The sequence below is a fragment of the Nostoc sp. 'Peltigera membranacea cyanobiont' 210A genome, assembly GCF_002246015.1.
GTDB lineage: Bacteria > Cyanobacteriota > Cyanobacteriia > Cyanobacteriales > Nostocaceae > Nostoc.
The window spans coordinates 302213-326541 of record NZ_NOLJ01000001.1 but is presented as its reverse complement, the minus strand read 5'-3'; the positions used below and the strand labels follow the sequence as shown (position 1 = coordinate 326541).

Here is a 24329-nt window from a genome sequence, read left to right as displayed (position 1 = left end):
GACAAATGACAAATGACAAACTAACGGTGTTTATGCTGTTCTAATAGCTGTTGCGCTCTTGGTTTGTAAATTAAATAGAACAAAGCCTCGATATAGCGCAATAAATCTTCCCGATTTTCCTTGGAAGTAAAGTTCCAGAAGCCATAAATCCGTGCTAATGATAGCAGCTTGCTAGTGTGAATTTTCCAAGTATAGGTGCTGTAAACTCGCTCAATTCCTCGCTGGGCAATTTCATTCCAATAGTTAGGATTTTGCTCGCATTTAGTGATGAATTCCACAATTTTTGTGGCTGTTTCCTCTAAATTTGTCGGGTTAATCAAAAAGCCATTAACCTTATCTTGAATAATCTCTAATGGCCCACCAAATTGGGTGGCAAAAGTTGGTAATCCTGAAACCATCGCCTCTAAAATTGTTAAACCAAAAGCTTCAAATAAAGCTGGTTGTACAAAAATTCCTTGACGATCGGCAATGACTCGGTAAATTTCACCAGAATCAGTTTTAGTCAGGCGCACACCCAGCCAACGAATCTTTCCGTGGAGATTGTACTGATCAATTATTTGGTAGAGTTTGATAATTTCGTCACGTTCTTCGTTGTCGCCTGATTCTTCGACGCGTAATTTACCCGCTACCAAAATTAAGTTGCAATGCTCTTGTAATTCTTTACTTTGACCATAGCATTCAGCTAAACCTGTGAGGTTTTTAATGTGGTCAAGACGCGCCATTGAGAAGAGAGGGCGCTTGTTAGGATCGTCTAGTTTGCCAAAGATTTGTGTGGGGTCTTCCAGAGTAAAGAGGGTTTCTGCAAGGCGTTGGCGATCGCTCTCCACGCGGTCTTTATTTCGGGTGTAGGGGAAGTAATTATTTTCATTTACTCCCGGTGGTACGACATTAAATTTGGGACTAAATAATTCAATGCCATTAGTAACATGATACAACTCCGGCATAGTGAAGCACTTATAAGATTCGTACTGTCCCACACTATCTGGTGTTCCGACAATTTCTTGGTAGGTGCTGCTAATCACAAAATTGGCAGCATTCATCGCAATCAAATCAGCGGTGAATTGCAAGGAAAAATGATATTTCTCTTCTAATTCTTGCCAGTAGAGGTTACTGAACAAGTATTTAGATTTTTCCAAAGCATGGGCAACATTGCATTGAGTAACTTTCAGCCGTCGCGCCAGCAAAAACGCCACTAAATTCCCATCAGTATAGTTACCAACTATTAAGTCTGGTCTACCTTGAAACTCTGCTAGCAGTTCTCTTTCTGAATCAATGGCGTAGGTTTCTAGATAAGGCCAAAACTCAAACCGAGAAATCCAGTTTTGAGTCATGTTAGGATTAAATTCCCGTAAAGGCACTCGCAAAATCCAGGCATTTTCGGTATCGTGGACTTTTTCTAGCCGTTGATTACAAAGGGTACCATCACTATTGGGAATCAAACGGGTGAGAATAATTACCTTTGGCTCGACATTCAATTTTTCTAAACCCGCAAGCAGGACATCTTCTTGTAGCTGCTTCTCTAGGCTCTTTGCCTGGTCAAGGACGTAAACTACCTGACCACCGGTATCGGGACGCCCTAAAACTCCCTCTTGCCCAAACCAACCGTGAACTGATACCAAGACGATTCTAAAAATCATCGGGATGCGAGAAATGAATGCTTCTAGGGTCTGAGGATCGGCAGAATCAATCAATTCATCGAGAATATTTAGGGTTTCCTGCACTCGCGCTGCGGTGTTACCCCAACCCGGCTCAAAACCCATTGACTGCAATTGGAAGCGGAATTGTTCGTAGGGTTCATCTGTGGGGCGATTATTAACAAAACTGATAGCTTTCTTAACTTGCTCGGAAAGTTGCTGCTGTGATTGAATGCGATCGTTGATTAGCAGTTGAACACCGTTGTAGTGGTGCAGGCGCAAGAAATTCAATAAGCTGTCCAGCAATTGTTTGGAGTCTTGAAAGATTTTGCTGGATAGATAGCGGTTGAGAAATTGCACCCCCTTACCAATATTTTTGGGGTCGCGGATGATTGGGGTGTAGTCATAAAAGGGGCCGAAGTCCAATTCTAGCAGGTCGCCCTCGTTGGGATGATATTTGTTCACCAAGCGATCGCGCAAATCCAACAAATCCTGCACCGTCATCGGCTCAATGCTCAAGTCTGATGTCAACCAATAAACTTCTTGGCTGGCAATCTTAGAACGGATGATGAAACAGAAGTTTGAGTCCTCCTGAATTATTTCCTGAGTATAGTAAATGAGTTTGCCTAACTCGGAGGAAGTGTAAAAGCCTTCAGGTTTCTGGGATTTGGAGCAATACTCATTATATACATTGAGTATGTCGTTCCGTAGCAAGTACTTCTTTTCTTGTTGGCGTAATTCACTAATAAAGGAACGTAAATCACTTTTTTCTTCACTATCTAAGACTGCTTGAAGCAATTCAGACATAGCAACTCCACTAAATGACGATGTTTGCATTGTTAACTTTCTAGGCGAGACAAATAAGCCTCTACCTTTTGTTAGACATATATAAACACGAAACAACACAGATAAATATAATTTATCTGTGTACCTACAAGTATCAAATTTTCAGCAGGCACTTAAATCATGTTCTACTTTACTTAAAGTATCTATGACTCAGTATTTTTGGATCTCACTAAAGGAATACAATTTTTATTTCTTTTGATAGATGTTAGTAAATAACTGCATCAGAAGATTTGGGGCACAAATTATCACGCTCTCAATTGCTTAATGTAATATTTACTATATCATTTATTTGCGTATATTTTGACGATCGGCACATACAGCATAATTCAGAATTTATATAATCAGAATAGGCTGCGCTAACAGAAGTAAAATAGGCTTTCATAGCTTGTGTAGTTCACAAACTTGAAATCTGTTGTATGTAAGGTAAATAATTTAAAAAATAAAATATGATTCCTGTATTATGTTAATTTTGGGAATAAGTAATAGTCTTGCCATAATCTCTTTTTAAAGAATTGAAATAAAAGTTAATAGTTTTGCTGAAGTTTAACTATTTAGTTTAACTTAAATTAATTAAAATCAATTTTTGTTTAAAAACAGACTAATATTGATTTGCCATAGTTATAATTTAGGCAAAAGTTGTTTAAATTTGGTCAATTTTATATGGCTACCAATACAGATAAGTTAACAGCTTCTGACCACAGTATAGGCAACATTCTGATTATGTCTTTACTTGCCTTCTGTGGGCTGACTTTGATCGTTCTTCTAGGCATTTTTTAACAAATGTGCGTTCAAAAACTTCTGACACTCAAATTCCCGATTTCTTGGAGAAGTCGGGAATTCTTAATATAAATAGCTCAGGCTCCAGAGAATTATGAGCATTTGTTTAGTCTGATAGCGTAGTAATAGGTCAATACGGTTCAGTTAAGCATTTTTTCTCTTCTCTCTGTTTCCTCTGCGCCTCTGCGGTTCGTTAAAAAAGTTGACTTTGACAAAGAGTTTTAGCCTTAACTGAACCGTATTGAGTAATAGGTTCTCTATCTTTAGCCCGTCTCGTAGAGAAGTTGCTAAAAAGTAGATTTGCTTATATACATCAACTTCTTTATAAGATAAACTAATGAATTATTATAGATTTGTAAACCTTCCAAGTCTATGAACTCGTATACAACAAATCATTGCTAAAGTAATGGTTATGAATGTTCAGAACCAAAACGGATCTTTATATAGGAATATATATCAATATAAGATTATATAGGGCGAACGATGGGAATCGAACCCACGAATGGTGGTACCACAAACCACTGCCTTAACCACTTGGCTACGCTCGCCATTCAACAATTTGAATTATAGCAATAATTTGGCAATCGATCAAGAGTTTTTGTTCAAGGAACGGACTTGGTTGATTTAGAGTCTCTGGAATCTAACGATTACAACGAATTTTACTTGGCAAATATGAAACCATTGACCATCATTGCGTATACTGGAGCAGCAGTAGGCCTCGCCGCCTTGGGTGTGACAATGGCGAAAACCAATCCCAGTCAAGTTGAATATGAAGAATATGCAGTTCAACGCCTGACAAAATACTTAAAAACCGATGTATGTAAAAAAACTACGAATATTATAGAAAATTTAATCCGTTTTAATTGTGATAAGTTAGTTGACTCGGCTAACCCACAAATCCAAGAAATTATTGCCAAGACTACAGAAAGGCAAGATTTCCTTATTTTTAGTGTTTACCGTACAAATTTAAAAATAAATTCTTGGATACCTTCATACAAATTTGAAACGGTAGGAGCTTTTGATCAATTTTATACTTACACTGCCGAAGAACAATAAGGTAAGCAGCAGGGGAAGAATATACAGCAGAATTCAGGAGTGAGAATTCAGGAGTCAGAATCGGCTGCGCTAACAGAATAAAAACAAGCTTTATACCTGCTTTTGAAACGAATAGTTGTGTACTTTACAACTTGAAATCTGCTGTAAAAGTGATTAAGAATAATTCTGTTTAGTAATTGATAATAGTTTCAATAATTACCAGAGTACTTATGAACCCCGGCTTAATCTTAAGTAAGATATAGTAACTGAAAGTTCGAGCTTTACCGATGTCATCTGCCTATCTGTTATTATCTCACGGAAGTCGCGATCGCCGCCCAGAAATTGCTATGCAGCAACTAGCTAGTCTGGTATGTCAGAAATTGTCAAGCGAACATTTGGTTGGCATCGCTGCTTTAGAAATGAGTTCTCAACCTTTACACGAGCAGATTCAACAATTTGCTAAAAGCGCTTTTGGCGATTGCCCACAGTCTCAAAATGAGAATCGCCTCAAAATTGTACCGCTATTTTTACTGCCGGGAGTGCATCTGATGACAGACATTCCCGCCGAAGTAGCACTCGCACAACAGGCTGCTGGTCAAGATACTATCATTGAGTTGCAACCATATTTAGGCTCTCATCCTAATTTAGAGAAATTGTTGGCAAAGCAAATAGCTGCTATCAAAGCAGAAGCATGGATTCTCTTAGCTCATGGTAGCCGTCGCCCAGGTTCGCAAGAAAGTGTGGAAGCAATGGCGGCGAGTTTGGGAGCCGTGACTGCTTATTGGGCTGGGCCTCCTAGTTTAGAATCACGAGTGAAAGAGTTAGTAACTGCTGGTTATCGAGAAATTGCAATCTTGCCATACTTTTTATTCGCTGGTGGAATAACCGATGCGATCGCCACCTCAATAGAAGAGCTAAAATTACAATTTTCTGCGGTGAATTTCCAATTGGCGCAGCCCTTGGGAGCAAGTGCAGAATTAGCCGAGCTAATTTGGGATTTAACACAGAGATGAACCGCATAGAAAAACAGGAGAACAAGTATTTGGGAAAGGTTTATTTAGTAGGTGCGGGGCCAGGAGATCCAGGATTAATTACCCTGAAGGCGAAAGGTTTGTTGGAATGTGCAGATGTAGTCATCTATGATGCCTTAGTGAGTCCGGCAATTCTGGCTATGATTAATCCTCAAGCCGAGCAAATTAATGCTGGTAAACGTGCGGGGAGACATTCGTTGTTGCAGTCAGAAACAACTCAATTGCTGATTGATAAAGCGCAGGATCGTGCAATTGTAGTGCGACTCAAGGGTGGCGATCCCTTTATTTTTGGTCGCGGTGGCGAAGAGATGGAAGAATTAGTCAAAGCTGGAATATCAACGGAAGTAGTGCCGGGTATCACTTCGGGAATTGCAGCAGCAGCATACTCAGGTATTCCTTTGACACATCGGCTGTATAGTTCGTCAGTCATATTTGTAACTGGTCATGAAGCGGCGGGTAAGTATAGACCGCAAGTGAATTGGAGTGCGATCGCTCACGGTTCCGAAACCATTGTAATTTATATGGGAATTCACAATCTGCCTTATATTGTGGAAGAATTAATTACCGCTGGGTTGAATTTAGAAACGCTCATTGCTTTGGTGCGCTGGGGTACGCGCCCAGAACAAGAAGAATTAATTGGGACATTGGAAACAATAGTCACACAGGTAGAGGAAACTGGATTTGACGCGCCTGCGATCGCAGTTATTGGACAAGTAGTGAAGATGCACAGTATTTTGTCTGGCTGCCGCCCAGTTTGATAGTTGGCGAAAAGCTTGTTGTTTCGTATTCTCCGATAACCCTAGTGTATGATCGATAAGGTGATTCGGTTCTGGTGGGAGTCAGCTACCAGAGGTAACGGGGAAAGTTCGGTGCAAATCCGGCGCTGTCCCGCAACTGTGAACCAATGTGAGATTCAGGAACTAAATCGAAAATCTCAAATTGAGTGAGTCAGGATGCCCGCCGAAATAGATTTATTAGTTTCACATATCTGCGAGGTACAGATGACTACGACTGTAAATATTTCCCCAACCAGTCCAATGGAAGTTGCTGAACATACTTTATTTGTTTGCAAAACCTGTGCCAGTGTTTGGCAAAATGGAAAACGCTTAGGTGAAAGTGGTGGTGAAAAACTTTTACACCAACTTCAGCAGCTGGCACAAGATTGGGAATTACGAGATCGATTCCCGATTCAGGAAGTTGAATGCATGAGTGCTTGTAATCGTTCTTGTGTAGTCGCCTTTAGTGCCAAAGGCAAATTAACATATTTATTTGGTGATTTAGCCGTTGATGGCAGTGCCTCTGCGGTACTGGAATGTGCTAGTCAATACTATGCTAAAGCAGATGGTTTACTGCCTTGGTCAGAGCGTCCAGAAGCAATGAAAAAGGGCATTTTAGCAAAGATTCCACCTTTATCTCAATAAACCTCTTGCATAAATCACAAAATTTGAACCCCATCCTGATGCTTTGCGGTGTACACACAAGTCTGAAACAGTTTAATCATTATGGGTTTAAGCATAAGTTTTACCCCTCCCTAACCCTCCCCTTATAAAGGGGAGGGAACTGAATTTCCTGTTTCCCCCCTTTATAAGGGGGGATTAAGGGGGGTAATTCGACTTGTGTGTACACCATCGCGATGCTTTGGGGAGGAGATTAAGGGGTGGGGTGTTAGGGACTTTTACAAGATATCTAATGATGCGCGTTTTGATTCTGGGTGGGACGGGTGATGCAGCAGAACTAGCTGCCAAAGTTACTACTATCCAAGGGTTAGAAGTAATAACTTCTCTTGCTGGCCGCACCCGCGAACCGTCAGTACCGCTGGGCGATTTGCGGGTTGGAGGCTTCGGGGGTGTGGCTGGATTGGCTAGCTATCTGCGAGTCATGCAAATCGACTTATTAATTGATGCAACCCATCCTTTCGCTACTCAGATTTCCTTCAATGCGGCAGATGCGGCAACGGAAGTTGGAGTCCCCCGTCTGATGTTAATCCGTCCGCCTTGGGAAAAAGAAAGTGGCGATCGCTGGATTGAAGTTGATAATGTTGAAGTCGCAGCAACAACCCTGCAAAATCAGGCACAGCGCGTATTTTTGACCGTTGGTAGGCAAGAACTCGCTGCTTTTGCTCATTTGGAGAAAATTTGGTTTTTGATGCGGATGATTGACCCTCCTGGCGAAGATGCTTTAGTACCGCCGGGGATGGTATTGTGCGATCGCGGGCCTTTTACCCTCAATAATGAGAGACAAATTCTGATTGAGAATAACATTGATACCATCGTCAGTAAAAATAGCGGTGGCGATGCCACAAAGCCCAAGATTATTGCCGCGCGAGAACTAGGCGTGAAGGTTGTGATGGTAAATCGTCCAGCGATACCGCCAGGCGAGCAGGTTAGTAATGTTGATGCTGCTTTGGTATGGCTATGCGTAGGCGTAGCCCGCCGTAGGCATCGCTGTTAGTAAATAGGCAAGATTGATAATACTATCTTTCCTAATTTCCGTATAATACACGGGAACGATCGCAGTAACGACTTCCATGAAAAATCTAGCTCTATCTGCCATAGCCCTCGCCACCACATCTGGATTAGTTTTCGGGACAATGCCAGCCGCTTCTGCTTTAAGTTGGAATTGGAATTATTCTGGTACTGGCATAGCGGCGAACGGTACTTTCACCAGTAATGACACCCCTAACGATTTGGGTTTTTACCTGATTTCTGGAATTACTGGTACACGAAATGGTGAAACAATTACCGGTCTGCAACCCGCTGGGACTCCAATACCAGGAAACGAACCTTTTAATGTTGATAATTTAATTAGTCTTAACACTCAGCAGTTAACAGGTGATGGTTTTGGGTATTCCACTTCGGGAGGAAACTATTCTAGTCCATTTTTCGCGAGTTTTTTGCCGACACCAGGTTATTTAGAGGTTTTTTCTGCGCCGCCAATCATACCAGGTTTTGAAAATTTGGGATTAGAAGATAGTGAGTTACTTATTAGTTTTTCTGCAACCATAGTCACTGTTCCTGAACCCACTTCTATCCTTAGCCTGCTCTTTCTTGGTACTCTTGTTGGCGCACCTTCATTACTCAAACGCCACAATCTATCCAAATTTACTCAGAAGAAGCTCGAAAAAGTTTCCTAAAACCATCAATAACAATTCAAAATTATACCCTTACAGGAAAGCAAGCTATGCGTAGCGTCTTGTAGAAAAGAGAGTTGCAAATAGGAATTTAAAGCCCGATTGTAGCTTGCTTTTTGTAGGATAACTTTAGCTAAGTACAGTTTTGCGTAAAAGCGTAGCGTCTCGTAGAGAAGCCGTTGGCGCAGCCTCTCCAAGGGTTGTATTAGTCATTTGTGTTTACCAAGGACAAAGGACAATTGACTTAGGACAACCTCACCAGTTGATGTGCAACTTAAATGCGTAACAGCTTACTAAGTGTTGACGTTCGGTTTTAAACCCTTAAATTCATGAGAAAACTTGCAATCTCTCTATAGGCTCTTTGAGACATACAGATTAAAGTAATATAGCAACGGTGGTATCATTGCATCCAAATGATACCGTAATTTTGTCTAGATATAGAATTCTATCGCCCTGCGGACGGTAGATTATTTCTAAAAGGAGTTTGCTGCAATGTCCACAACACCAACTACTCGATTAATTTTAGAGACTTTACTCCCCCATCTCAAAGTAGCAGCAGCCTATGCCAATTTTCTACAACCAAAAATTGCTGCACTTCCTGCCAAAGAACAAGCAAACAACTTTTTTAGTGCTGCACTTACTGATGCAGATGTGGCTATTCAAAATCTGGTAGAAGTAGTATTACTAGGCACTTTCCCAGATATTCGCTTTTATGGTGAAGAATATGAAAGTTCTAATAATACCAAATATTTTTGCGCTACCGAACTCGGTTCAGAAGGTGATTACTTAGTAACACTTGACCCGATTGATGGCACAAAGTTTTATATGGATGGACATTCTAATTACCAAATTATTCTCAGTATTCTAAATGCGGATGACTTTGAAGCAGTAATTGCCATTTCTCCTGCCCAAAACATTTATTTTTACGCGCTTCGAGGTGAAGGTGCTTTTAAAGGCACGCTGGACATGAACTTAGAAGCTTGTGCCCCATTAGATATAACATCTGCCAAACCTTCTATTTTATTGGGATGGGGAATGAATTCCATCGCACATTTATTAAAAGATCGATATAAAGTAATCGATATAGCGGCTGATTACTCTAGTGATATTCAAATTCCCAATCTTAATGGTATTCTCAGTGGCGACTTGAGTGGAGCAGTTATCAAATCGGGCAAATTTCTTGATAGTGCTGCACTTGCTTTTATTGCAAAAGAGGCTGGCTGGATTGTAACTACTCTCGACGGTTCGACTTTACCGCCACTGCATACTTGTCAAAACTATAGTTTGCCTGGATTGATTGTAGCTGCCTCAAAATCTGTTCATCAAGATTTATTAGAAGCGCTGCAAAGTTTTAGGAGTAATGAGTGCTGAGTAATGAGTAATGAGTAATGAGTAATGAGTAATGAGTAGTAGTTGTGAATCTTCCCACTCTAAGCTGGAGAATTCACTACTGGGAACTGAACTGGATACCGTTTTCCACAAATCATATTTTTTGGCTAAATGAAAATCTGTATTGTTGGCGCGGGTGCGATTGGTGGATATTTAGGGGCGAAATTGGCACTGGCAGGTGAAGAGGTGACATTAATCGCGCGTGGTTCTCATTTGGAGGCAATTCAAAAAAATGGGCTGAAGTTGTTTATGGCAGATGGTTCTAGCCAAATTGCTACTCCATTTCTAGCAACTAGCGATATTCAGTCAGCTGGGCCACAGGATGTAGTAATTTTAACTGTGAAGGCTCACAGTGTTCCTGCGATCGCACCTTTTCTCCCTGCACTCTACAATCCTTACACGATGGTGGTGACAGCCCAAAATGGCGTTCCTTGGTGGTACTTTCGTCAGCATGGCGGTAAGTATGAAGGTACGCGGATTCAATCTGTCGATCCAGATGGGATTATTGAAGCTAGTATCGGTGCTGAACGTGCTATTGGTTGTGTAGTTTACCCGGCAACAGAGATAATTGAACCAGGTGTAATTAAACATATTGAAGGCGATCGCTTTACTCTCGGTGAAATCGACGGCACTAAAACCGAACGCATCCAATTATTAGCACAGACTTTAAAACAAGCAGGATTCAAAGCACCAATCCGCAATCAAATTCGCACGGAAATTTGGATCAAGTTGTGGGGAAATGTAGCGTTTAATCCCATCAGTGCCTTAACTGGTGCGACTCTAGAGGATATTTGTCGCTATCCCCTCACCCGTGAACTAGCGCGACAAATGATGAGAGAAACTCAAGCGATCGCAGAAAAATTGGGTATAAAGTTTGGCATCACTTTAGAACAGCGAATTAATGGCGCAGAAAACGTTGGTTCCCACAAAACCTCAATGCTACAAGATATTGAAGCCAGACGCCCCACCGAAATACACGCCATTGTTGGCGCGGTAGCAGAATTGGGAAAACTTACTCAAATTCCCACACCTTATATTGATGCTATTTATGCCAGCGTCAAGCTACTGGAGACGACCAAAATAAGAATTTGACAGTCCCTAATTACAACATTCCAGTAATTCATAACAAATTCTCCGCGTACCTCTGCGCTTCCCTCCGCGCACCTTTGCGTTTAAATTTCACCCTCAATTCCCCACGAATTTACGCATTTAAGTTGCAGAATTTAAATTATATAATTATCAAGCTTATGAAGAAAAAGAAACTATGGCTATCAACAATATTACTTGTAGCATTAGTAATCAGCATCATCGGACATAGTAATTCTCTAAAAGCTGCTTCACCTTTAGGGAAAGACACCCTGACGATGATTACTTCCCCAGATTATCCTCCTTATGAGTTTTATGATACGAAAGGAGGCGATCGCCAAATCGTTGGCTTTGATATAGATATTGCCAAAACCCTTGCTGAAAAACTAGGGTTTAAACTTCAGATAATGGAATCTGATTTTAATGGGTTAATTCCTGCACTCCAAGCGAATCGCGCTGACTTTGTAATGGCTGGGATGACTCCGACTCCAGAACGTCAGAAAAATATTGATTTTTCAATTATTTATTACGAAGCTAAAGATACAATTGTCGCTCCTAAAGGTAGCAACCTGAAGCAGCCCCAAGACTTATCAGGAAAAAAGCTTGGAGTACAACTAGGAACGATACAAGAACAAAATGCTCAAAAAATTGCTAAAAAAGTTGCAGGTATTCAGCTAAAGCAACTCAATAAAGTGCCGGAAGTAGTTCAAGAAATCAAATCTGGGCGAATTGATGCAGCAATTGTTGAGGATACCGTCGCTAAAGGATTCGCCCAAGCTAACCCAGATTTAGAATTTAATACTATTCCGTCACAGGAAGCAAGCGGATCAGCGATCGCTTTTCCCAAAGGTTCTTCTTTTGTAGAACCGTTTAACAAAGTCCTTCAACAAATGAAGGACGATGGCACATTGAATAAACTTGTCGCCAAATGGTTTTCAGAGAACACTACCGCTAAACCTGCATCCTCAACTCCTGCCAAAGGCGGATTGAATCTCGACTTCACCAGAATTCTTCCAGATATTCCCTTTATTCTGCGGGGAATCCCTTTAACTTTGTTGTTTACCCTATTATCTGTAACCTTGGGGTTAATCTGGGGAACAATCCTATCTCTATTAAAAATTCTCGGCATCAAGCCGCTTACCTGGGTTGCTAACGCCTACACCTCTGTTTTTCGAGGTACACCTTTGCTATTACAGTTGGCATTAGTTTACTACGCAACACCCCAGCTTACAGGCTATGATATTTCAGCATTGGCGGCTGGGGTACTAACTTTTACTCTGAATTCTGGCGCTTATATGTCAGAAACCATCAGGGGTGGGATTCAAGCGGTGGATAAAGGGCAAAGTGAAGCGGCGATGTCTATGGGTGTTCCCTATTGGTTGATGATGTGGGATGTGATTTTGCCGCAAGCATTGAAGAACATTCTCCCAGCATTGGTAAATGAAACTATCGGATTGCTCAAAGATTCCGCGCTGGTGTCAACGATTGGCGTGGTGGAAATATTACGCAGCGCCCAAATTGTTGGCGCAAACAAATATATTTATTTTGAACCACTGCTATTTGCAGGGTTAATCTACTATGTTTTGGTAATGGGTATGACCTTGGGTGCATCCGCTTTAGAAAGGAGGTTACGGGAAAGTGAATAATGTAGTAATTCGCACGGAATTCTTATCTAAATCCTTTGGCAAACTCGACGTACTCAAAGATATTTCTACTGAGTTTTATCAGGGAGAAGTGGTTGCCATACTAGGCCCTTCTGGTTCAGGTAAGTCTACCTTTTTACGATGCATAAACTTACTAGAACAACCCACTAGAGGCAGAATCTACTTTCACGATCAAGAAATTACCAAGCCCAAGGCAAACATCGCTAAGGTGCGCCAGCATTTGGTGATGGTATTTCAACATTTTAATTTGTTTCCCCACATGAATGTGCTGCAAAATGTCACCTACGCACCCATCAAGGTAAAAGGAATAAACAAGCAAAAAGCAGAAGAACATGGCTTAGAATTGCTTGCTAAGGTAGGTTTAGAAGAAAAAGTGTCTGTCTATCCATCCAAACTATCTGGGGGACAGAAACAGCGAGTAGCGATCGCTCGTGCATTAGCAATGGAACCAGAGATGATTTTATTTGATGAACCCACCTCTGCATTAGATCCAGAAATGGTTAAGGATGTGCTGGAAGTGATGAAAGCTTTAGCACTTTCTGGAATGACAATGGCGATTGTCACCCATGAAATGGGGTTTGCCAGAGAAGTTGCCAATCGAATTATGTTCCTCGACCAGGGAAGTTTAGCAGAAGATACTACCCCTGGCGAGTTTTTCCAAAATCCTCAGTGCGATCGCGCCAAGCAATTCTTAGAAAAAATGCTTTAGAACATCAGAAATTCGCCGCTTTTTTTGTATTCTTGAAACTTTTCTAAAACGGGGCGATCGTTTGGCATTAATGTAGGTAAGTCAGCCAAATCAAAAAATTCCAGCGCCAGCGATTCTCCATCTAAGCAAGCGAGGCTGCCTGACCATTCAACGGCTCGCAAAATTAAAATGAAATTTTGGACGCGATCGCCATTAGGATAAGTGACAGCTTCAAAGTCTGGGTTGGAAGAAAACCCCACAGCTGCAAAACGCTTAACCGTTAAACCAGTTTCTTCAAAAACCTCTCGTGTTGAACATTCTTCAGCAGATTCACCTATTTCAGGACAGCCGCCAGGTAGCCCCCAAAGTTTGAAATCACTCCGCTTTTGCAATAAAACACGCCCCAAATTATCTTCAATAATCACCCGTGTGCCAAATAATAGAAGTAGGCGATCGCCTAAAATTTGTCGTAACTTGCCGAGATAAGAGTCTGACCAATTCGCCATAATGAGAAAGTTTGTAAAGAAACTCTAAAGGTAGCAAATAGCGATCGCCTGAAAACAGGATAATGCAGCTGAACAGGTTAATTATTCCCATTCAATCTAGAATTATGGCATCTACACCTAAAATCCTCGCCTTTGCAGGCAGCACCCGGATTGATTCTTACAACAAAAAATTGGTAAAAATCGCGGCGGCTGGCGCTAAGGCAGCAGGTGCAGAAGTGACTTATATAGACCTCCGCGATTTGCCTTTACCTCTGTATGATGAAGACTTGGAAGCTCAAGAAGGACTACCAGCCAACGCCCACACTTTTAAGGACTTGATGATTTCTCATCAAGGATTGCTGATTGCTTCGCCGGAATATAATAGTTCACTCACAGCAGTTTTGAAGAATGCCATTGACTGGGCATCCCGTCCAGCACCAAACGAAGCACCGTTAGCTGCTTTTGCAGGTAAAGTTGCTACGATTATGAGTACTTCTCCAGGTGCTCTTGGTGGTTTGCGGGGGTTGGTTCACCTGCGGTCTATTTTGGGAAATATCAAAGTTTTAGTACTTCCCGACCAAGTAGCAGTATCCAAAGCTTATGAAGCCTTTAATGCTGATGGCACGTTAAAAGATCCGAAACAGCAAGAATCTATTGAGCGGTTAGGCGATGGCTTAACAAAGATATTGCTGAAGCTTAACTAAATTCTTCAGGTGTTCAGTAAATAACGAACACCTATAAGTAAATGTTTTAATCACTAATAGGGATTTTGATGAATTGCAATTCGCTTGCGTTCCAATTTCGGTTCTCAGCAATGTTTCAATCCCTAATAGGGATTTTGATGAATTGCAATGCGTAGAAATTGCTGATGAAAACTCTGATAATTCTGTTTCAATCCCTAATAGGGATTTTGATGAATTGCAATTATTTGCTGCACCTGCGATACTCTAACGACCATTAGTTTCAATCCCTAATAGGGATTTTGATGAATTGCAATTGCGATCGCGCAGTTTTCCTTGCTTTGTATGCTTTGTTTCAATCCCTAATAGGGATTTTGATGAATTGCAATATAAGCTTGCATTTGACAGAGATGGGTTGAGTCATAAGTTTCAATCCCTAATAGGGATTTTGATGAATTGCAATATAGGATAGAATTATGCTAAAATTATGGCGAAAGGGTTTCAATCCCTAATAGGGATTTTGATGAATTGCAATTTGCGATCGCATTAAGCACATATTCCCTTTTTTCCTCTTCAGGTTTCAATCCCTAATAGGGATTTTGATGAATTGCAATCCACTTGCGGCACATGAGGCGGGGCATGATTTCCACGTTTCAATCCCTAATAGGGATTTTGATGAATTGCAATCTTGGACTGGTACGCTTCAGCTTGAAGTCAGTTTTGTTTCAATCCCTAATAGGGATTTTGATGAATTGCAATCTAGATATTCTCTGATTTGAGCAGTCGTCATTGTTTCAATCCCTAATAGGGATTTTGATGAATTGCAATTCGTTCGTAGTACTGCAACGGGGATTCCTGCGGGTTTCAATCCCTAATAGGGATTTTGATGAATTGCAATCCATGTCGTTGTTAAATTCGTGTACTGTTCGACACCGTTTCAATCCCTAATAGGGATTTTGATGAATTGCAATGTTGACATGGGAGTAGATTAGATACATCGAAATCAGTTTCAATCCCTAATAGGGATTTTGATGAATTGCAATGCAAAGTTCTTCACTGAGCAAATTGCACTACTCGTTTCAATCCCTAATAGGGATTTTGATGAATTGCAATTATTGGGACTCCAACCTTGATAGAGTGCAACGTAAGCGTGTTTCAATCCCTAATAGGGATTTTGATGAATTGCAATACTCAAAAGCCAGTGCTATTGGTGGCTCATTTCGTGTTTCAATCCCTAATAGGGATTTTGATGAATTGCAATCATTAGAAAATGGTGCAGAAATTGAAAACCTAGTGGGTTTCAATCCCTAATAGGGATTTTGATGAATTGCAATAATCGGCACAAGATTCCGTTTACTTTGTCGCGGTTTCAATCCCTAATAGGGATTTTGATGAATTGCAATTGCTCTTGTTAAGTTGGTTGAATTTGTTAATAGTTTGTTTCAATCCCTAATAGGGATTTTGATGAATTGCAATAATTCAGCACCCTCCTTAAGATAATGCTTAATCGTTTCAATCCCTAATAGGGATTTTGATGAATTGCAATTTTGGTTGTCATTGACTCAATTATTGCTGATGTAAGAGTTTCAATCCCTAATAGGGATTTTGATGAATTGCAATACTATAACATATATACAGTAAGGTATTGGCAAGAAGTTTCAATCCCTAATAGGGATTTTGATGAATTGCAATCTTAACTACTTGCAACTGAAAGAGATAATGAATTCCGTTTCAATCCCTAATAGGGATTTTGATGAATTGCAATGTTGTATTTGTGCAATGTCATAGATTGAAAGTCTCGTTTCAATCCCTAATAGGGATTTTGATGAATTGCAATATTGAGCGGAGTTCCTTCAAGGTCTTTGTTAGTAGTTTCAATCCCTAATAGGGATTTTGATGAATTGCAATAGCGGGAGCCTGAAAGGCAAGCTGTATTTAGTTTTCAAGGTACGGTTGCGCGATTCAAGGGCAATCATAGCATTAGAGAATTCGTTTGGAAAGAGCGCCAGGAAAATTTAAAGGCTGAAATCGCATTTTGGTAAGCATTTCAGAGGTTGCGCGGATTAGGATTAGGCGACTAATGGCTTGAAATCCTTACTGGAGTTGGGATAGAAGCACTTTTTTCTGGTTGTGAAATTTCTACACCTACCCTTCCGCGCATTTGAGATACAGGAACCTAGCTAGAAGGAGACTCAGCAAAGAAAATTGTTTCGTCTCGTGGCTGTTCTCCGCCAATACGTTCGACTTTTCGCTGACAACAGCCACAGAGAAAATAAAAACGCACGCTATCGGTATCGGGTTTAATCAATTTAGCTAAACGCGATCGCAGTTTAGCATACTGAGTGGGAGTGACATCGCACTCAAACACACTCAGTTGCATCCATTGTCCGTAAGACTTAAGAATCGAATGGATTTTAGTCCGACGCTTATCTTCTGGAATGTCGTAGCTGACAACAATATACATGGAAGTGGGGGAGTTATTTGAGAATTAAAGGAGGATATTTATCGATTTCGTTCATGAGGTATTTAGCCAGTAACCTCGCTTGAATTTCAAAGGATTCTTGGTAGGTGCATTTGTTTCCCAAAACTGGATGTTTGAAACTCGATAGTTTCTTTTGTTGATAGGCGCGAAGAAATGTATGCAGTCCTTCTTTGGTTAAAGACACGGCACCACTGAGCGGTTCGGTGGTAAAATCAGTTGAGGTTAGCGATCGCTTGTTAATCAGCGACAACACTACAGCATCTACTATTAAAGGACGAAATTCTTCCATCAAATCTAAGGCTAGGGAAGGTCTACCATAACGCTCGACGTGTAAGTATCCTAGATAGGGATCGAAGCCAACAATATTTAAAGCACTTTGCACATCATGACGTAGCAATGAATACCCAAAACTCAGTAACGCATTAACTGGATCGGTTGGTGGGCGGCGGCGTCTGGCTTCAAATTGAAATTCTGAGGTTTTGATTAGCTGTTGAAAGCAACCGAAATAGGCTGCACTACCAGCACCTTCTAAACCTCTGAGGGAATCAATACTGCTAGTTTTTTCGATTGGTGCGATCGCGTTTTCCAATCGAGTGATGTTATTATTCAGGTCAACATCAGGATATTCTCGCTGAGTGCGAAGTAAGCTATGGCGGTAATTTTTCAATTTACCCCGGACAAATCCCCTGACTAAATGTATTGCTGGTTGTGATTCTCCCACAGCTTGCCATTGGGCTTTACGAACAAAGATATTTTTGGTAACTTCTGGTTCTAAACGCCCCAAATATCGTCCGTTTTGTGTGAGAAATGTTAAACAAATGTGACGTTCTAAAAGTTCACTGACGACGGCGGGAGAAATAGTAGCCCGTCCTAGTACTACAATTCCCTCTATTTTAATTAAAGGGATATCCAAGATTGTTTTTTGTTCAGCTTTGACGGTGAGACGTTCGTCAACTTTACCGATAAAAGCATCGGTTTGTGTTACGTAAACTGTTCCCATTTTTGATTCTTCCTAGTAATAATTTTGGCTTGGATAAATAGATTTATCGGGTATAATTAAATACGGTTTAGCAAGGGTTATTGGTGTAGATAATTGGTCTTTCAAGACGCGATAAATCGCGTCTCTACATGATGGTTTTGTTGCTCATTCTGAACTGTATTGGGGTATGATTTAATTTACTTCTTGATAACTTTCGACTTTATCTGTTGCTTTGGGTAAACATTGCGAATAAAGACTGCATCCTTGGCAGCGTTTGCTGTAAACTGGTTTTGGCATTGCTCCTGTTTCTAGAAGATTTGTCACAGATTGAATAGTAGCGATCGCATTCTTTCTCAACTCTTGATTAATCTCTACTAATTGCCGTTGATGCGAGTGGGCATAATAGATATATCCAGTGTTAACTGGTTGTCCTGTCATTTCTTCTAAACATAACGCTTGGGCACAAACTTGTAACTCATCGTTATCCCATTCGCCTTTACGTCCTCGTTTGTATTCCACTGGATAAACTTGACCAGATTCGGCTTCAATTAAGTCAGATTTGCCGATGAGTTTGTATTGCTCAGACTTCAGCCAAATTGCCCGAACTTGCCAAGTTTCTCCTCGCTGTCCATCGCCTGTAGTGTGGACGCGATCGTGTAAAGTTGTACCTTCAATTGTATATTGGTTATCGGTAAATTCTCCTGCACAAAACATTCGCCAACAGCGATGCGGACAATAGGCATATTGATTCAATGCCGCAATGGAAATATATTCAGTTTGATTCATAACTTAGGTGGTTTTGAAATGATTATTGAAATTAGGGAGAATACAACCGTCGCGTCATTCCCATACCCATTGTTGTTTTGCGACCAATTCCTGCATACAGAGCAAAGTCAGCTAAAGCGTTAATTTGCTTAATTTGTATTGGTTCAACTGCCCCTAAAATTTTATAAGTAACTTCGCCAATAATGCCAATAAATTTGCTGCGGGAATCAGCTAATATTTCTGTGTGAATATTGACAAATGAGGGAAATATTGACTCGATCGCAATCTGAGTAAATTCTATACCACTGTACTTATTCCACCGCGAAAGTAGGGAATTGAAAACAGATTCTCTAGTAGGAAGAGTAGTATCATACTGTCCTTGACGAAAGGCGGTAGGCGTGGAAAAGTTAAGGTTAATGGAAGAATTACAATCGCTGGCTTCTTCGTATAATTGAGCATAAGTACTAGCATTTGCCCAAGGTTGAATAGATTGCGGTGTACCTTGAATGCTTGTAATATACAAGTCAGCCGGGCCAAGATGCCAAGGACGATTGGGATTAAGATTTAACCAGAGTTGGGTAAGTTTGCTAAATAGAGTGTCATCTAATAAAGAGATGCGCCACCAACAAGGAGTTCCGGCGGGAATGGGTTGTTGATGTGAGTATTGCAATTTAGATCCTCCCTTACCTCCCTTTAAAAGGGGGGAGTTTGTATTAGTAATTTGTAGAGGGGAGAGGGTGAAGGCTTTATCAGCAGTGGAATCGTGCAAGCGATCGCCCAATGTGGTATCTACAGAACTAACGAGGGTTAAAAATAGGGCGTGGAGATGTCTACCTGTGAGATATTGGGGTGGAATGGGCGATTGAGGTAGCAAATTCAACACTAAACTATGAGGCATACTTTCTCTTTTTGGTTGTAGACTGAGTGATTCTTGACTCTACAGTAAACTCAGGGATTTCCTGGAGTTCAGCTTCACTCAAACTATACTGTTCACAAACGAGACTTAGGCGATTTCCTGGGGTTTTGACTGCGTTAACCGAATGGGTTAAATCACCTTGAAAATAAACTAAAGTATTAAATTGGGGCTTAATTTGCCCAAGTTGGCGTTTGTGCGATCGCAATACCAATTCTCCCCCTTCCATATCCGCAGGTACGCGCACATAAAGGACGCTGACAACCGCAGGTGGTTCAATGGTTTTGCTGTAGGAACGTAAGGAGCGATCGATATGCGGATCGACGCGGGAGCCTTCTTTTAGCTGTAAAGGATTGAGGTAAAAAGCATTACAATTCGGTTGGAGAGCCAAATCGAGGTAAGGTTTGAAGTAGGGAAACTGCTGTTCTACTTTTGCTAATCCAGAACGCTGAAATACTACAGAAAATCCTTTGGTGGCGATAAAATCGCGGTTGAGGTTGTTGATAGCAAAGTAAGGACAAGCTTGGATTTCTCCCCACAAGTTGTTTAGGTAGTCGCTGGGGAAGGCGTTGCTTTGTTGTTGATAGTGTTTCACTGGGGATATGAGAGAAATATGCTTATAAATCGATGTTCTACAAATTCTCGCACCAATGGTGCGAGAATTTAATTACTTATCCTGCAATAAAAACTTCATCATCTGGGAGACGTAACTGTTTAAACTTCATTGCCATTGTTAAAATTCCTGACAATCCTGCTAAAAACTCATATTGTTTTTCAGCATCATCGCAAACAATATTTATGGTATAGGAAATAATTCCTTGTTTATGTAATTGGAAAAGAGCAGCAGCATTAGTTCTGGGGCAAATAATTACTCCTGGTAACAAGTGTTTTGACAATGCCTGTAATTCAGGCGTTGGTCGTACTGCTTCTCCAATACTGCGGACAACTTGACAATTTTTAAAAGCTGTTAACTTATTTAGCTCTGTATTAACAAACTCTTGTCGGCTACCAATATAACGCATTCTAAAGCTCAGTTTATAGGTTTCGGTAGCACGACTTTTGATTTCGATAAAGTCACCATTTTGAGCAAATTCGTAATAGCGCAATAGATGAAAAGGTTCTAACTGTGTTTCTTCAGATTCATCTGTGACTAAATTATGCGGGTCACGAATTGGCAAATTTTCAAAGAGACTATAACGAAAGCTAAATAATGGTGCATAGCTTGTACTAAAAACCTCAGCAAATTCTTTTAGTTCAGCCAGTACATTATCTTGTTTAAACACATCCTCGTATGCTTCTAAAGTTGTGCGTCCAGAACGTAAATCATCCCACTCTTCAGGGGATTTTACCTTGATATAGGTTTTGACGAAAGCTTGACCACCTTTAAGATATTTCCAGCCTGTTTTTAATTTTTCTAGAGACTTGTCAGCAATGTTTTCAGCGCCTCGTATAACTTGCATTCTGTGGCGATAGTCTTCCCAATTGCGTTTACCTTCTAAAACTGATTTTAAAGTTTCAAACAGTTTTGGAATTAATTCAGCACCTGCTATATTTTCAAACACTTCTTCCAGATATAACAAAGGACGTGCAATTTCTAGAGATGCTTCTGAACGCCAGTAAGCTTTTAAAAAAGGCTTATCTAAACAGGGAAGTGTTTCAAGTAAGTCTTTTAGCGCTGTACGTCCCCCAGTAATATCTAGAGAGGTTAAACCTTCTTCCCAGGCGTTAGCAGGTAAGTAAGCAATGGCTTCTGAATCAATATTAGTTTCTGATTTACCCAAAACACGCCCTACTCTACCAATTCTCTGCCAAAATGCGGCGCGATCGCGTGCTGAAAAAATCAACCAATCTAAATTTTGTCGTTTCGGTTCAGGATGTCTTCCAAAGTTAAATCCTACATCTACAGTGCTAGTAGCCAAAATAATTTGACACTGCATAGCCCTTTGTCTATCTTTTTTGGGTGCAGGGCCTGTAATACGTCCGATGTAATCACCAAGTCCTTGCTGTCTTAATAAAGTTGATAGACAATCAATATTATTAAGCGAGTCCAGAATTACAGCACCATTTTCATCAGGTCTGTCTCGAAAACGTTGGACAACTTCTGCTACTAACTCTGTTAACCACTCTTCCTTACTATCTGGTTTTGGTCTTAATTCCAGATTAACTGCTGTTTGCGACGGTAAAAGATTAGTATTACCTACTTCTCCATCAATTCTTGCTATCTTAACACCAGCCTGTTTTAAATTCTGCAATGCTAATTCACAAGCTGGTTCTGGTGTAGCTGTTAGCAAAACTATTTTACGGCCGTCCTGAAAAAAGCGGAAAACTTGAGAATAAGCGAGATAAAACAACATTCCTACTAGCTGTTTAGCATCGTAGAGGTGAAATTCATCAAAAATAACTGTCGAAAATTTGGTGTAAAAACTACTGGCAATATTACCTCTATCTAGGTTGTTATATGCAAAGAAAGTTGCATAGTAAAAGATATCAGGATTTGTGACTAAAATGATGGGCGTATTAGCCCCAACATCAGGAAAGACTGTAGCTGGATTCCGTAATACGTTATACAGCTTTTCCCCTGAACGACTGCCAACTTTATCGTTAGACCAGCTTTTAATATCTTTCGCAGAAGCTGATTTGACTATATGAGGTAAGTTAGCATCACTAACAAACTTTTTTGCTGCTTCTGTTTGCTGTTCAATTAAAGCATTAGTTGGAGCAATGTAAACAGCACTTTTATTTGGCTGATGTTTTAATACTGTTAGCCCTGCGTTGGTTTTACCTGTGCCAGTTGGTGCTAAATCAAGGATAATATCTGCATCCTTAGATTCTTCAAATACATCAACTTGATGCTGAAGTGCATTCCCCATAAAAGAGAGTTCATCTGGCAAAGATGCACAAGCTGAAATACTGCGCGGTTCTAATCTGATAACTAATCTTTGATTACTCATTGTTACTTTCTCTGCCGCAAAAATGTAACCCTGCTGGTACAACGATTTCTCCAACTTGCCAAGCAGCGCCCCGAAAACGAAGATTTTTAATGATGGGTGCAGGAGGGATAGAAATTAAATCGAACGCTAAAGCCTCTATTTGCTGTGGTAAATCAGCAGCATTTAGATAATGTTGACTTTGATATTCACCTTCTGGTAGTAAAGTCACAGGAAATTCATTAAGCACATTCACCTTGACTTTACTCATGAACTTACCAAGGCGAATATAGTTTGGTAATTGGTAATTTCCAAATACCAAAGTTTGAAATTTGTTTCTGCGTTCAATCATCCGCAGTCTTCCAGTTTGCGGAAAATTACTTGGTCTAAATGAACTTGGTTTTTTCCCTTGGCGTTGTAATGGTAAATCTTCCCGCGCCGTAGCAACACGGTTATTAGTCATTGCATACCAGTAAGAATCAGAAAGAGCATTGAAACGTTCAAATCTGAATGTAACTCTACCTACTGGTGAAGCTGGTAAGATATAACCAGCTTGTGCTATTGGTTGCAAATCTTCTTTGTAGGTTGGTCGTCCTGTAGCCTGACCTTGGAGGCGATAGGGGGAATTTACCCAACCTAAAGCATAGGTAAGAGCATAATTCCCAATTACCCCCTCAGTGTAATAGGTATCAGACAACTCCCTAGAGGCAAAAAAGACTGGTTCAAGACAGTATAATTCAACAAGTTTTGCCTGCTGAAAAGGGATTGTTGACATAACCTAAATCTCTACTTCAACTGGTGTATTCTTGGCTTTAGCTTTGGCCTTTTTCTTCTCAGGTGCAACCTGACGGAAGGATTCATAGGATTGCGTTAAACGCTTGAGGAAATTATCACGTTCTGCTTCTGACCAATTAGTTTCTACATCAGTCAGCAAATTTGCTAATTCTTCTTCAGATAGTTGCACAGAAACCCCTCTCTTATTTTTCCAATTAGCAATTACTTGTTTGCTGGCTGTAATTAATTGATTAATATTCAAGGGATGTTCTAAAGGCTTACCTAATACGTCATAGGTAGCTTGTACAAGTTCCAGAGAACTAGGAAGTTCGGTAATACTACCAAATACACCTAATATCTCGTTTTCCATGCGTCCAACACGACTGGAAACTGCACCATAACGACTTGTGAACAGAATGTTACCGATGATATAACGCAGTTCATCCGCAGTTACATCTTTTAGGGTGACGACATCTAGAAAATGCACGCCTGGTTTGATGTATTCGCTGGTATTTAAAGCTGTTGATGCGTTACCTTTTTCATCGCGCATTGTGCCAGTTTCGTAGATGGCGTTTATGGTGCGATCGCCTACAACATCACTAGCAGGTAAAATACTAAAAGCGTCTTCAGTCCAAATGCGACTTTTTTGAGCGCCGCCCCCACCAGCCGCGAAGCCGTAGAGGAAACAATCTACACACATTTCACAAGGTGCATTAGTATTTAAGGAACAAAGAGAGCCATCTTTAGGGTTAGTGTATAAAAGCTCATGCGCTCTTAAATGTTCTCGTCCGTAGCGTCTTTCTGGTGCGACTTGTTTACGCTTAGTCATTACCAAGCGTTGAATTATAGTTTTTTGATTTTCACCCTCTAAACCAGCTTGGACAAACTCGCTACACATTGGTTCACCTGAACCTTCTGTGCGGAAGATAGTTTCAGAATGGGTTGTCCTTAAAACAACTAAAGTAATAAAACGTCCTTTGGGGAAGTTCTCATAACTTGTTGCTAGAACCGAGGAAAGTTTTGAAATGGGCATGAAAAACTCCT

Annotated in this window: 21 protein-coding genes, 1 tRNA gene, 1 CRISPR repeat array and 1 riboswitch; of the genes, 11 read left to right on the top strand and 11 right to left on the bottom strand. The window is 40.6% G+C overall.

The genetic code is table 11. From position 1 onward, the window contains the following. Window positions 1-20 precede the first annotated feature (20 nt). Window positions 21-2441, bottom strand: coding sequence for a sucrose synthase (locus tag CDG76_RS01380; RefSeq protein WP_094347321.1), 2421 nt, complete (start codon window positions 2439-2441; stop codon window positions 21-23). A gap of 1291 nt (window positions 2442-3732) precedes the next feature. Next, window positions 3733-3805, bottom strand: a tRNA-His gene (locus tag CDG76_RS01375). A gap of 124 nt (window positions 3806-3929) precedes the next feature. Here CDG76_RS01375 and CDG76_RS01370 point away from each other — a divergent pair. From CDG76_RS01370 to CDG76_RS01325, 10 genes are all read left to right on the top strand, one after another. Further along, the gene (locus CDG76_RS01370; protein ID WP_094347906.1) at window positions 3930-4313 is read left to right on the top strand and encodes a DUF4359 domain-containing protein; all 384 of its coding nucleotides are present in this window, start codon (window positions 3930-3932) and stop codon (window positions 4311-4313) included. 266 nt (window positions 4314-4579) lie between these two features. After that, the gene (locus tag CDG76_RS01365) at window positions 4580-5305 is read left to right on the top strand and encodes a sirohydrochlorin chelatase (protein ID WP_094347320.1); all 726 of its coding nucleotides are present in this window, start codon (window positions 4580-4582) and stop codon (window positions 5303-5305) included. Next, complete coding sequence (cobA, locus tag CDG76_RS01360; protein ID WP_094347319.1) at window positions 5302-6081, top strand: uroporphyrinogen-III C-methyltransferase; 780 nt, start codon at window positions 5302-5304, stop codon at window positions 6079-6081. Before CDG76_RS01365 ends, cobA begins: the two co-directional genes overlap by 4 nt. Window positions 6082-6130: 49 nt before the next feature. Continuing rightward, window positions 6131-6302: riboswitch (cobalamin riboswitch) on the top strand. Window positions 6303-6324: 22 nt separating this feature from the next. Then, window positions 6325-6744, top strand: coding sequence for a DUF1636 domain-containing protein (locus CDG76_RS01355; protein ID WP_094347318.1), 420 nt, complete (start codon window positions 6325-6327; stop codon window positions 6742-6744). A 271-nt stretch (window positions 6745-7015) separates the two neighbouring features. Further along, window positions 7016-7774, top strand: coding sequence for a cobalt-precorrin-6A reductase (locus tag CDG76_RS01350; RefSeq protein WP_190240761.1), 759 nt, complete (start codon window positions 7016-7018; stop codon window positions 7772-7774). A 76-nt stretch (window positions 7775-7850) separates the two neighbouring features. Beyond that, the gene (locus CDG76_RS01345) at window positions 7851-8456 is read left to right on the top strand and encodes a PEP-CTERM sorting domain-containing protein (RefSeq protein ID WP_094347316.1); all 606 of its coding nucleotides are present in this window, start codon (window positions 7851-7853) and stop codon (window positions 8454-8456) included. Window positions 8457-8945: 489 nt separating this feature from the next. Then, the gene (locus tag CDG76_RS01340) at window positions 8946-9824 is read left to right on the top strand and encodes an inositol monophosphatase family protein (RefSeq protein ID WP_094347315.1); all 879 of its coding nucleotides are present in this window, start codon (window positions 8946-8948) and stop codon (window positions 9822-9824) included. A 129-nt stretch (window positions 9825-9953) separates the two neighbouring features. Then, entirely contained in the window at window positions 9954-10934 is a 981-nt protein-coding gene (locus CDG76_RS01335; protein WP_094347314.1) for a 2-dehydropantoate 2-reductase, read from the top strand. 155 nt (window positions 10935-11089) lie between these two features. Next, a complete protein-coding gene (locus CDG76_RS01330; protein ID WP_094347313.1) occupies window positions 11090-12574 on the top strand; it encodes an ABC transporter permease subunit in 1485 nt (494 codons plus the stop codon). Continuing rightward, a complete protein-coding gene (locus CDG76_RS01325; protein WP_094347312.1) occupies window positions 12567-13301 on the top strand; it encodes an amino acid ABC transporter ATP-binding protein in 735 nt (244 codons plus the stop codon). The genes CDG76_RS01330 and CDG76_RS01325 overlap by 8 nt, the downstream gene beginning before the upstream one ends. On the opposite strand, the gene CDG76_RS01320 is transcribed toward CDG76_RS01325, so the two are convergent. Further along, window positions 13298-13786, bottom strand: a complete 489-nt coding sequence (locus CDG76_RS01320; protein WP_094347311.1) for an NUDIX hydrolase — start codon at window positions 13784-13786, stop codon at window positions 13298-13300. The two genes, CDG76_RS01325 and CDG76_RS01320, sit on opposite strands and share 4 nt — an antisense overlap. Window positions 13787-13890: 104 nt before the next feature. Here CDG76_RS01320 and CDG76_RS01315 point away from each other — a divergent pair, with 104 nt between their 5' ends. Beyond that, window positions 13891-14469, top strand: coding sequence for an NADPH-dependent FMN reductase (locus CDG76_RS01315; protein WP_094347905.1), 579 nt, complete (start codon window positions 13891-13893; stop codon window positions 14467-14469). A 43-nt stretch (window positions 14470-14512) separates the two neighbouring features. Then, window positions 14513-16353: a CRISPR direct-repeat array (repeat unit 37 nt; unit sequence GTTTCAATCCCTAATAGGGATTTTGATGAATTGCAAT). A 268-nt stretch (window positions 16354-16621) separates the two neighbouring features. Here the strand turns inward: CDG76_RS01315 and cas2 are convergent. The 8 genes from cas2 to cas7d form a co-directional block, all read right to left on the bottom strand. Continuing rightward, window positions 16622-16909, bottom strand: coding sequence for a CRISPR-associated endonuclease Cas2 (cas2, locus tag CDG76_RS01310; RefSeq protein WP_094347310.1), 288 nt, complete (start codon window positions 16907-16909; stop codon window positions 16622-16624). A gap of 13 nt (window positions 16910-16922) precedes the next feature. Then, complete coding sequence (cas1d, locus tag CDG76_RS01305) at window positions 16923-17927, bottom strand: type I-D CRISPR-associated endonuclease Cas1d (RefSeq protein WP_094347309.1); 1005 nt, start codon at window positions 17925-17927, stop codon at window positions 16923-16925. 171 nt (window positions 17928-18098) lie between these two features. After that, complete coding sequence (cas4, locus tag CDG76_RS01300) at window positions 18099-18692, bottom strand: CRISPR-associated protein Cas4 (protein ID WP_094347308.1); 594 nt, start codon at window positions 18690-18692, stop codon at window positions 18099-18101. 31 nt (window positions 18693-18723) lie between these two features. After that, window positions 18724-19569, bottom strand: coding sequence for a CRISPR-associated endoribonuclease Cas6 (gene cas6, locus CDG76_RS01295; RefSeq protein ID WP_094347307.1), 846 nt, complete (start codon window positions 19567-19569; stop codon window positions 18724-18726). Then, window positions 19559-20179 carry a 2OG-Fe(II) oxygenase gene (locus CDG76_RS01290; RefSeq protein ID WP_094347306.1) on the bottom strand — a complete coding sequence of 207 codons (621 nt, stop codon included), beginning with the start codon at window positions 20177-20179 and terminating at the stop codon, window positions 19559-19561. The genes cas6 and CDG76_RS01290 overlap by 11 nt, the downstream gene beginning before the upstream one ends. Window positions 20180-20255: 76 nt before the next feature. Continuing rightward, window positions 20256-22535, bottom strand: coding sequence for a type I-D CRISPR-associated helicase Cas3' (cas3, locus tag CDG76_RS01285; protein ID WP_094347305.1), 2280 nt, complete (start codon window positions 22533-22535; stop codon window positions 20256-20258). Next, a complete protein-coding gene (gene cas5d, locus CDG76_RS01280) occupies window positions 22528-23286 on the bottom strand; it encodes a type I-D CRISPR-associated protein Cas5/Csc1 (protein WP_094347304.1) in 759 nt (252 codons plus the stop codon). Before cas5d ends, cas3 begins: the two co-directional genes overlap by 8 nt. A gap of 3 nt (window positions 23287-23289) precedes the next feature. After that, a complete protein-coding gene (gene cas7d, locus CDG76_RS01275) occupies window positions 23290-24318 on the bottom strand; it encodes a type I-D CRISPR-associated protein Cas7/Csc2 (protein ID WP_094347303.1) in 1029 nt (342 codons plus the stop codon). Window positions 24319-24329: the final 11 nt, after the last annotated feature.

What these genes read in the sequence shown, in the direction of transcription:
- CDG76_RS01380 (WP_094347321.1), bottom strand. Translation starts at nt 2,441, where the DNA reads ATGTCTGAATTGCTTCAAGCAGTCTTAGATAGTGAAGAAAAAAGTGAT.
- CDG76_RS01370 (WP_094347906.1), top strand. Translation starts at nt 3,930, where the DNA reads ATGAAACCATTGACCATCATTGCGTATACTGGAGCAGCAGTAGGCCTC.
- CDG76_RS01365 (WP_094347320.1), top strand. Translation starts at nt 4,580, where the DNA reads ATGTCATCTGCCTATCTGTTATTATCTCACGGAAGTCGCGATCGCCGC.
- cobA (WP_094347319.1), top strand. Translation starts at nt 5,302, where the DNA reads ATGAACCGCATAGAAAAACAGGAGAACAAGTATTTGGGAAAGGTTTAT.
- CDG76_RS01355 (WP_094347318.1), top strand. Translation starts at nt 6,325, where the DNA reads ATGACTACGACTGTAAATATTTCCCCAACCAGTCCAATGGAAGTTGCT.
- CDG76_RS01350 (WP_190240761.1), top strand. Translation starts at nt 7,016, where the DNA reads ATGCGCGTTTTGATTCTGGGTGGGACGGGTGATGCAGCAGAACTAGCT.
- CDG76_RS01345 (WP_094347316.1), top strand. Translation starts at nt 7,851, where the DNA reads ATGAAAAATCTAGCTCTATCTGCCATAGCCCTCGCCACCACATCTGGA.
- CDG76_RS01340 (WP_094347315.1), top strand. Translation starts at nt 8,946, where the DNA reads ATGTCCACAACACCAACTACTCGATTAATTTTAGAGACTTTACTCCCC.
- CDG76_RS01335 (WP_094347314.1), top strand. Translation starts at nt 9,954, where the DNA reads ATGAAAATCTGTATTGTTGGCGCGGGTGCGATTGGTGGATATTTAGGG.
- CDG76_RS01330 (WP_094347313.1), top strand. Translation starts at nt 11,090, where the DNA reads ATGAAGAAAAAGAAACTATGGCTATCAACAATATTACTTGTAGCATTA.
- CDG76_RS01320 (WP_094347311.1), bottom strand. Translation starts at nt 13,786, where the DNA reads ATGGCGAATTGGTCAGACTCTTATCTCGGCAAGTTACGACAAATTTTA.
- CDG76_RS01315 (WP_094347905.1), top strand. Translation starts at nt 13,891, where the DNA reads ATGGCATCTACACCTAAAATCCTCGCCTTTGCAGGCAGCACCCGGATT.
- cas2 (WP_094347310.1), bottom strand. Translation starts at nt 16,909, where the DNA reads ATGTATATTGTTGTCAGCTACGACATTCCAGAAGATAAGCGTCGGACT.
- cas1d (WP_094347309.1), bottom strand. Translation starts at nt 17,927, where the DNA reads ATGGGAACAGTTTACGTAACACAAACCGATGCTTTTATCGGTAAAGTT.
- cas4 (WP_094347308.1), bottom strand. Translation starts at nt 18,692, where the DNA reads ATGAATCAAACTGAATATATTTCCATTGCGGCATTGAATCAATATGCC.
- cas6 (WP_094347307.1), bottom strand. Translation starts at nt 19,569, where the DNA reads ATGCCTCATAGTTTAGTGTTGAATTTGCTACCTCAATCGCCCATTCCA.
- cas3 (WP_094347305.1), bottom strand. Translation starts at nt 22,535, where the DNA reads ATGAGTAATCAAAGATTAGTTATCAGATTAGAACCGCGCAGTATTTCA.
- cas5d (WP_094347304.1), bottom strand. Translation starts at nt 23,286, where the DNA reads ATGTCAACAATCCCTTTTCAGCAGGCAAAACTTGTTGAATTATACTGT.
- cas7d (WP_094347303.1), bottom strand. Translation starts at nt 24,318, where the DNA reads ATGCCCATTTCAAAACTTTCCTCGGTTCTAGCAACAAGTTATGAGAAC.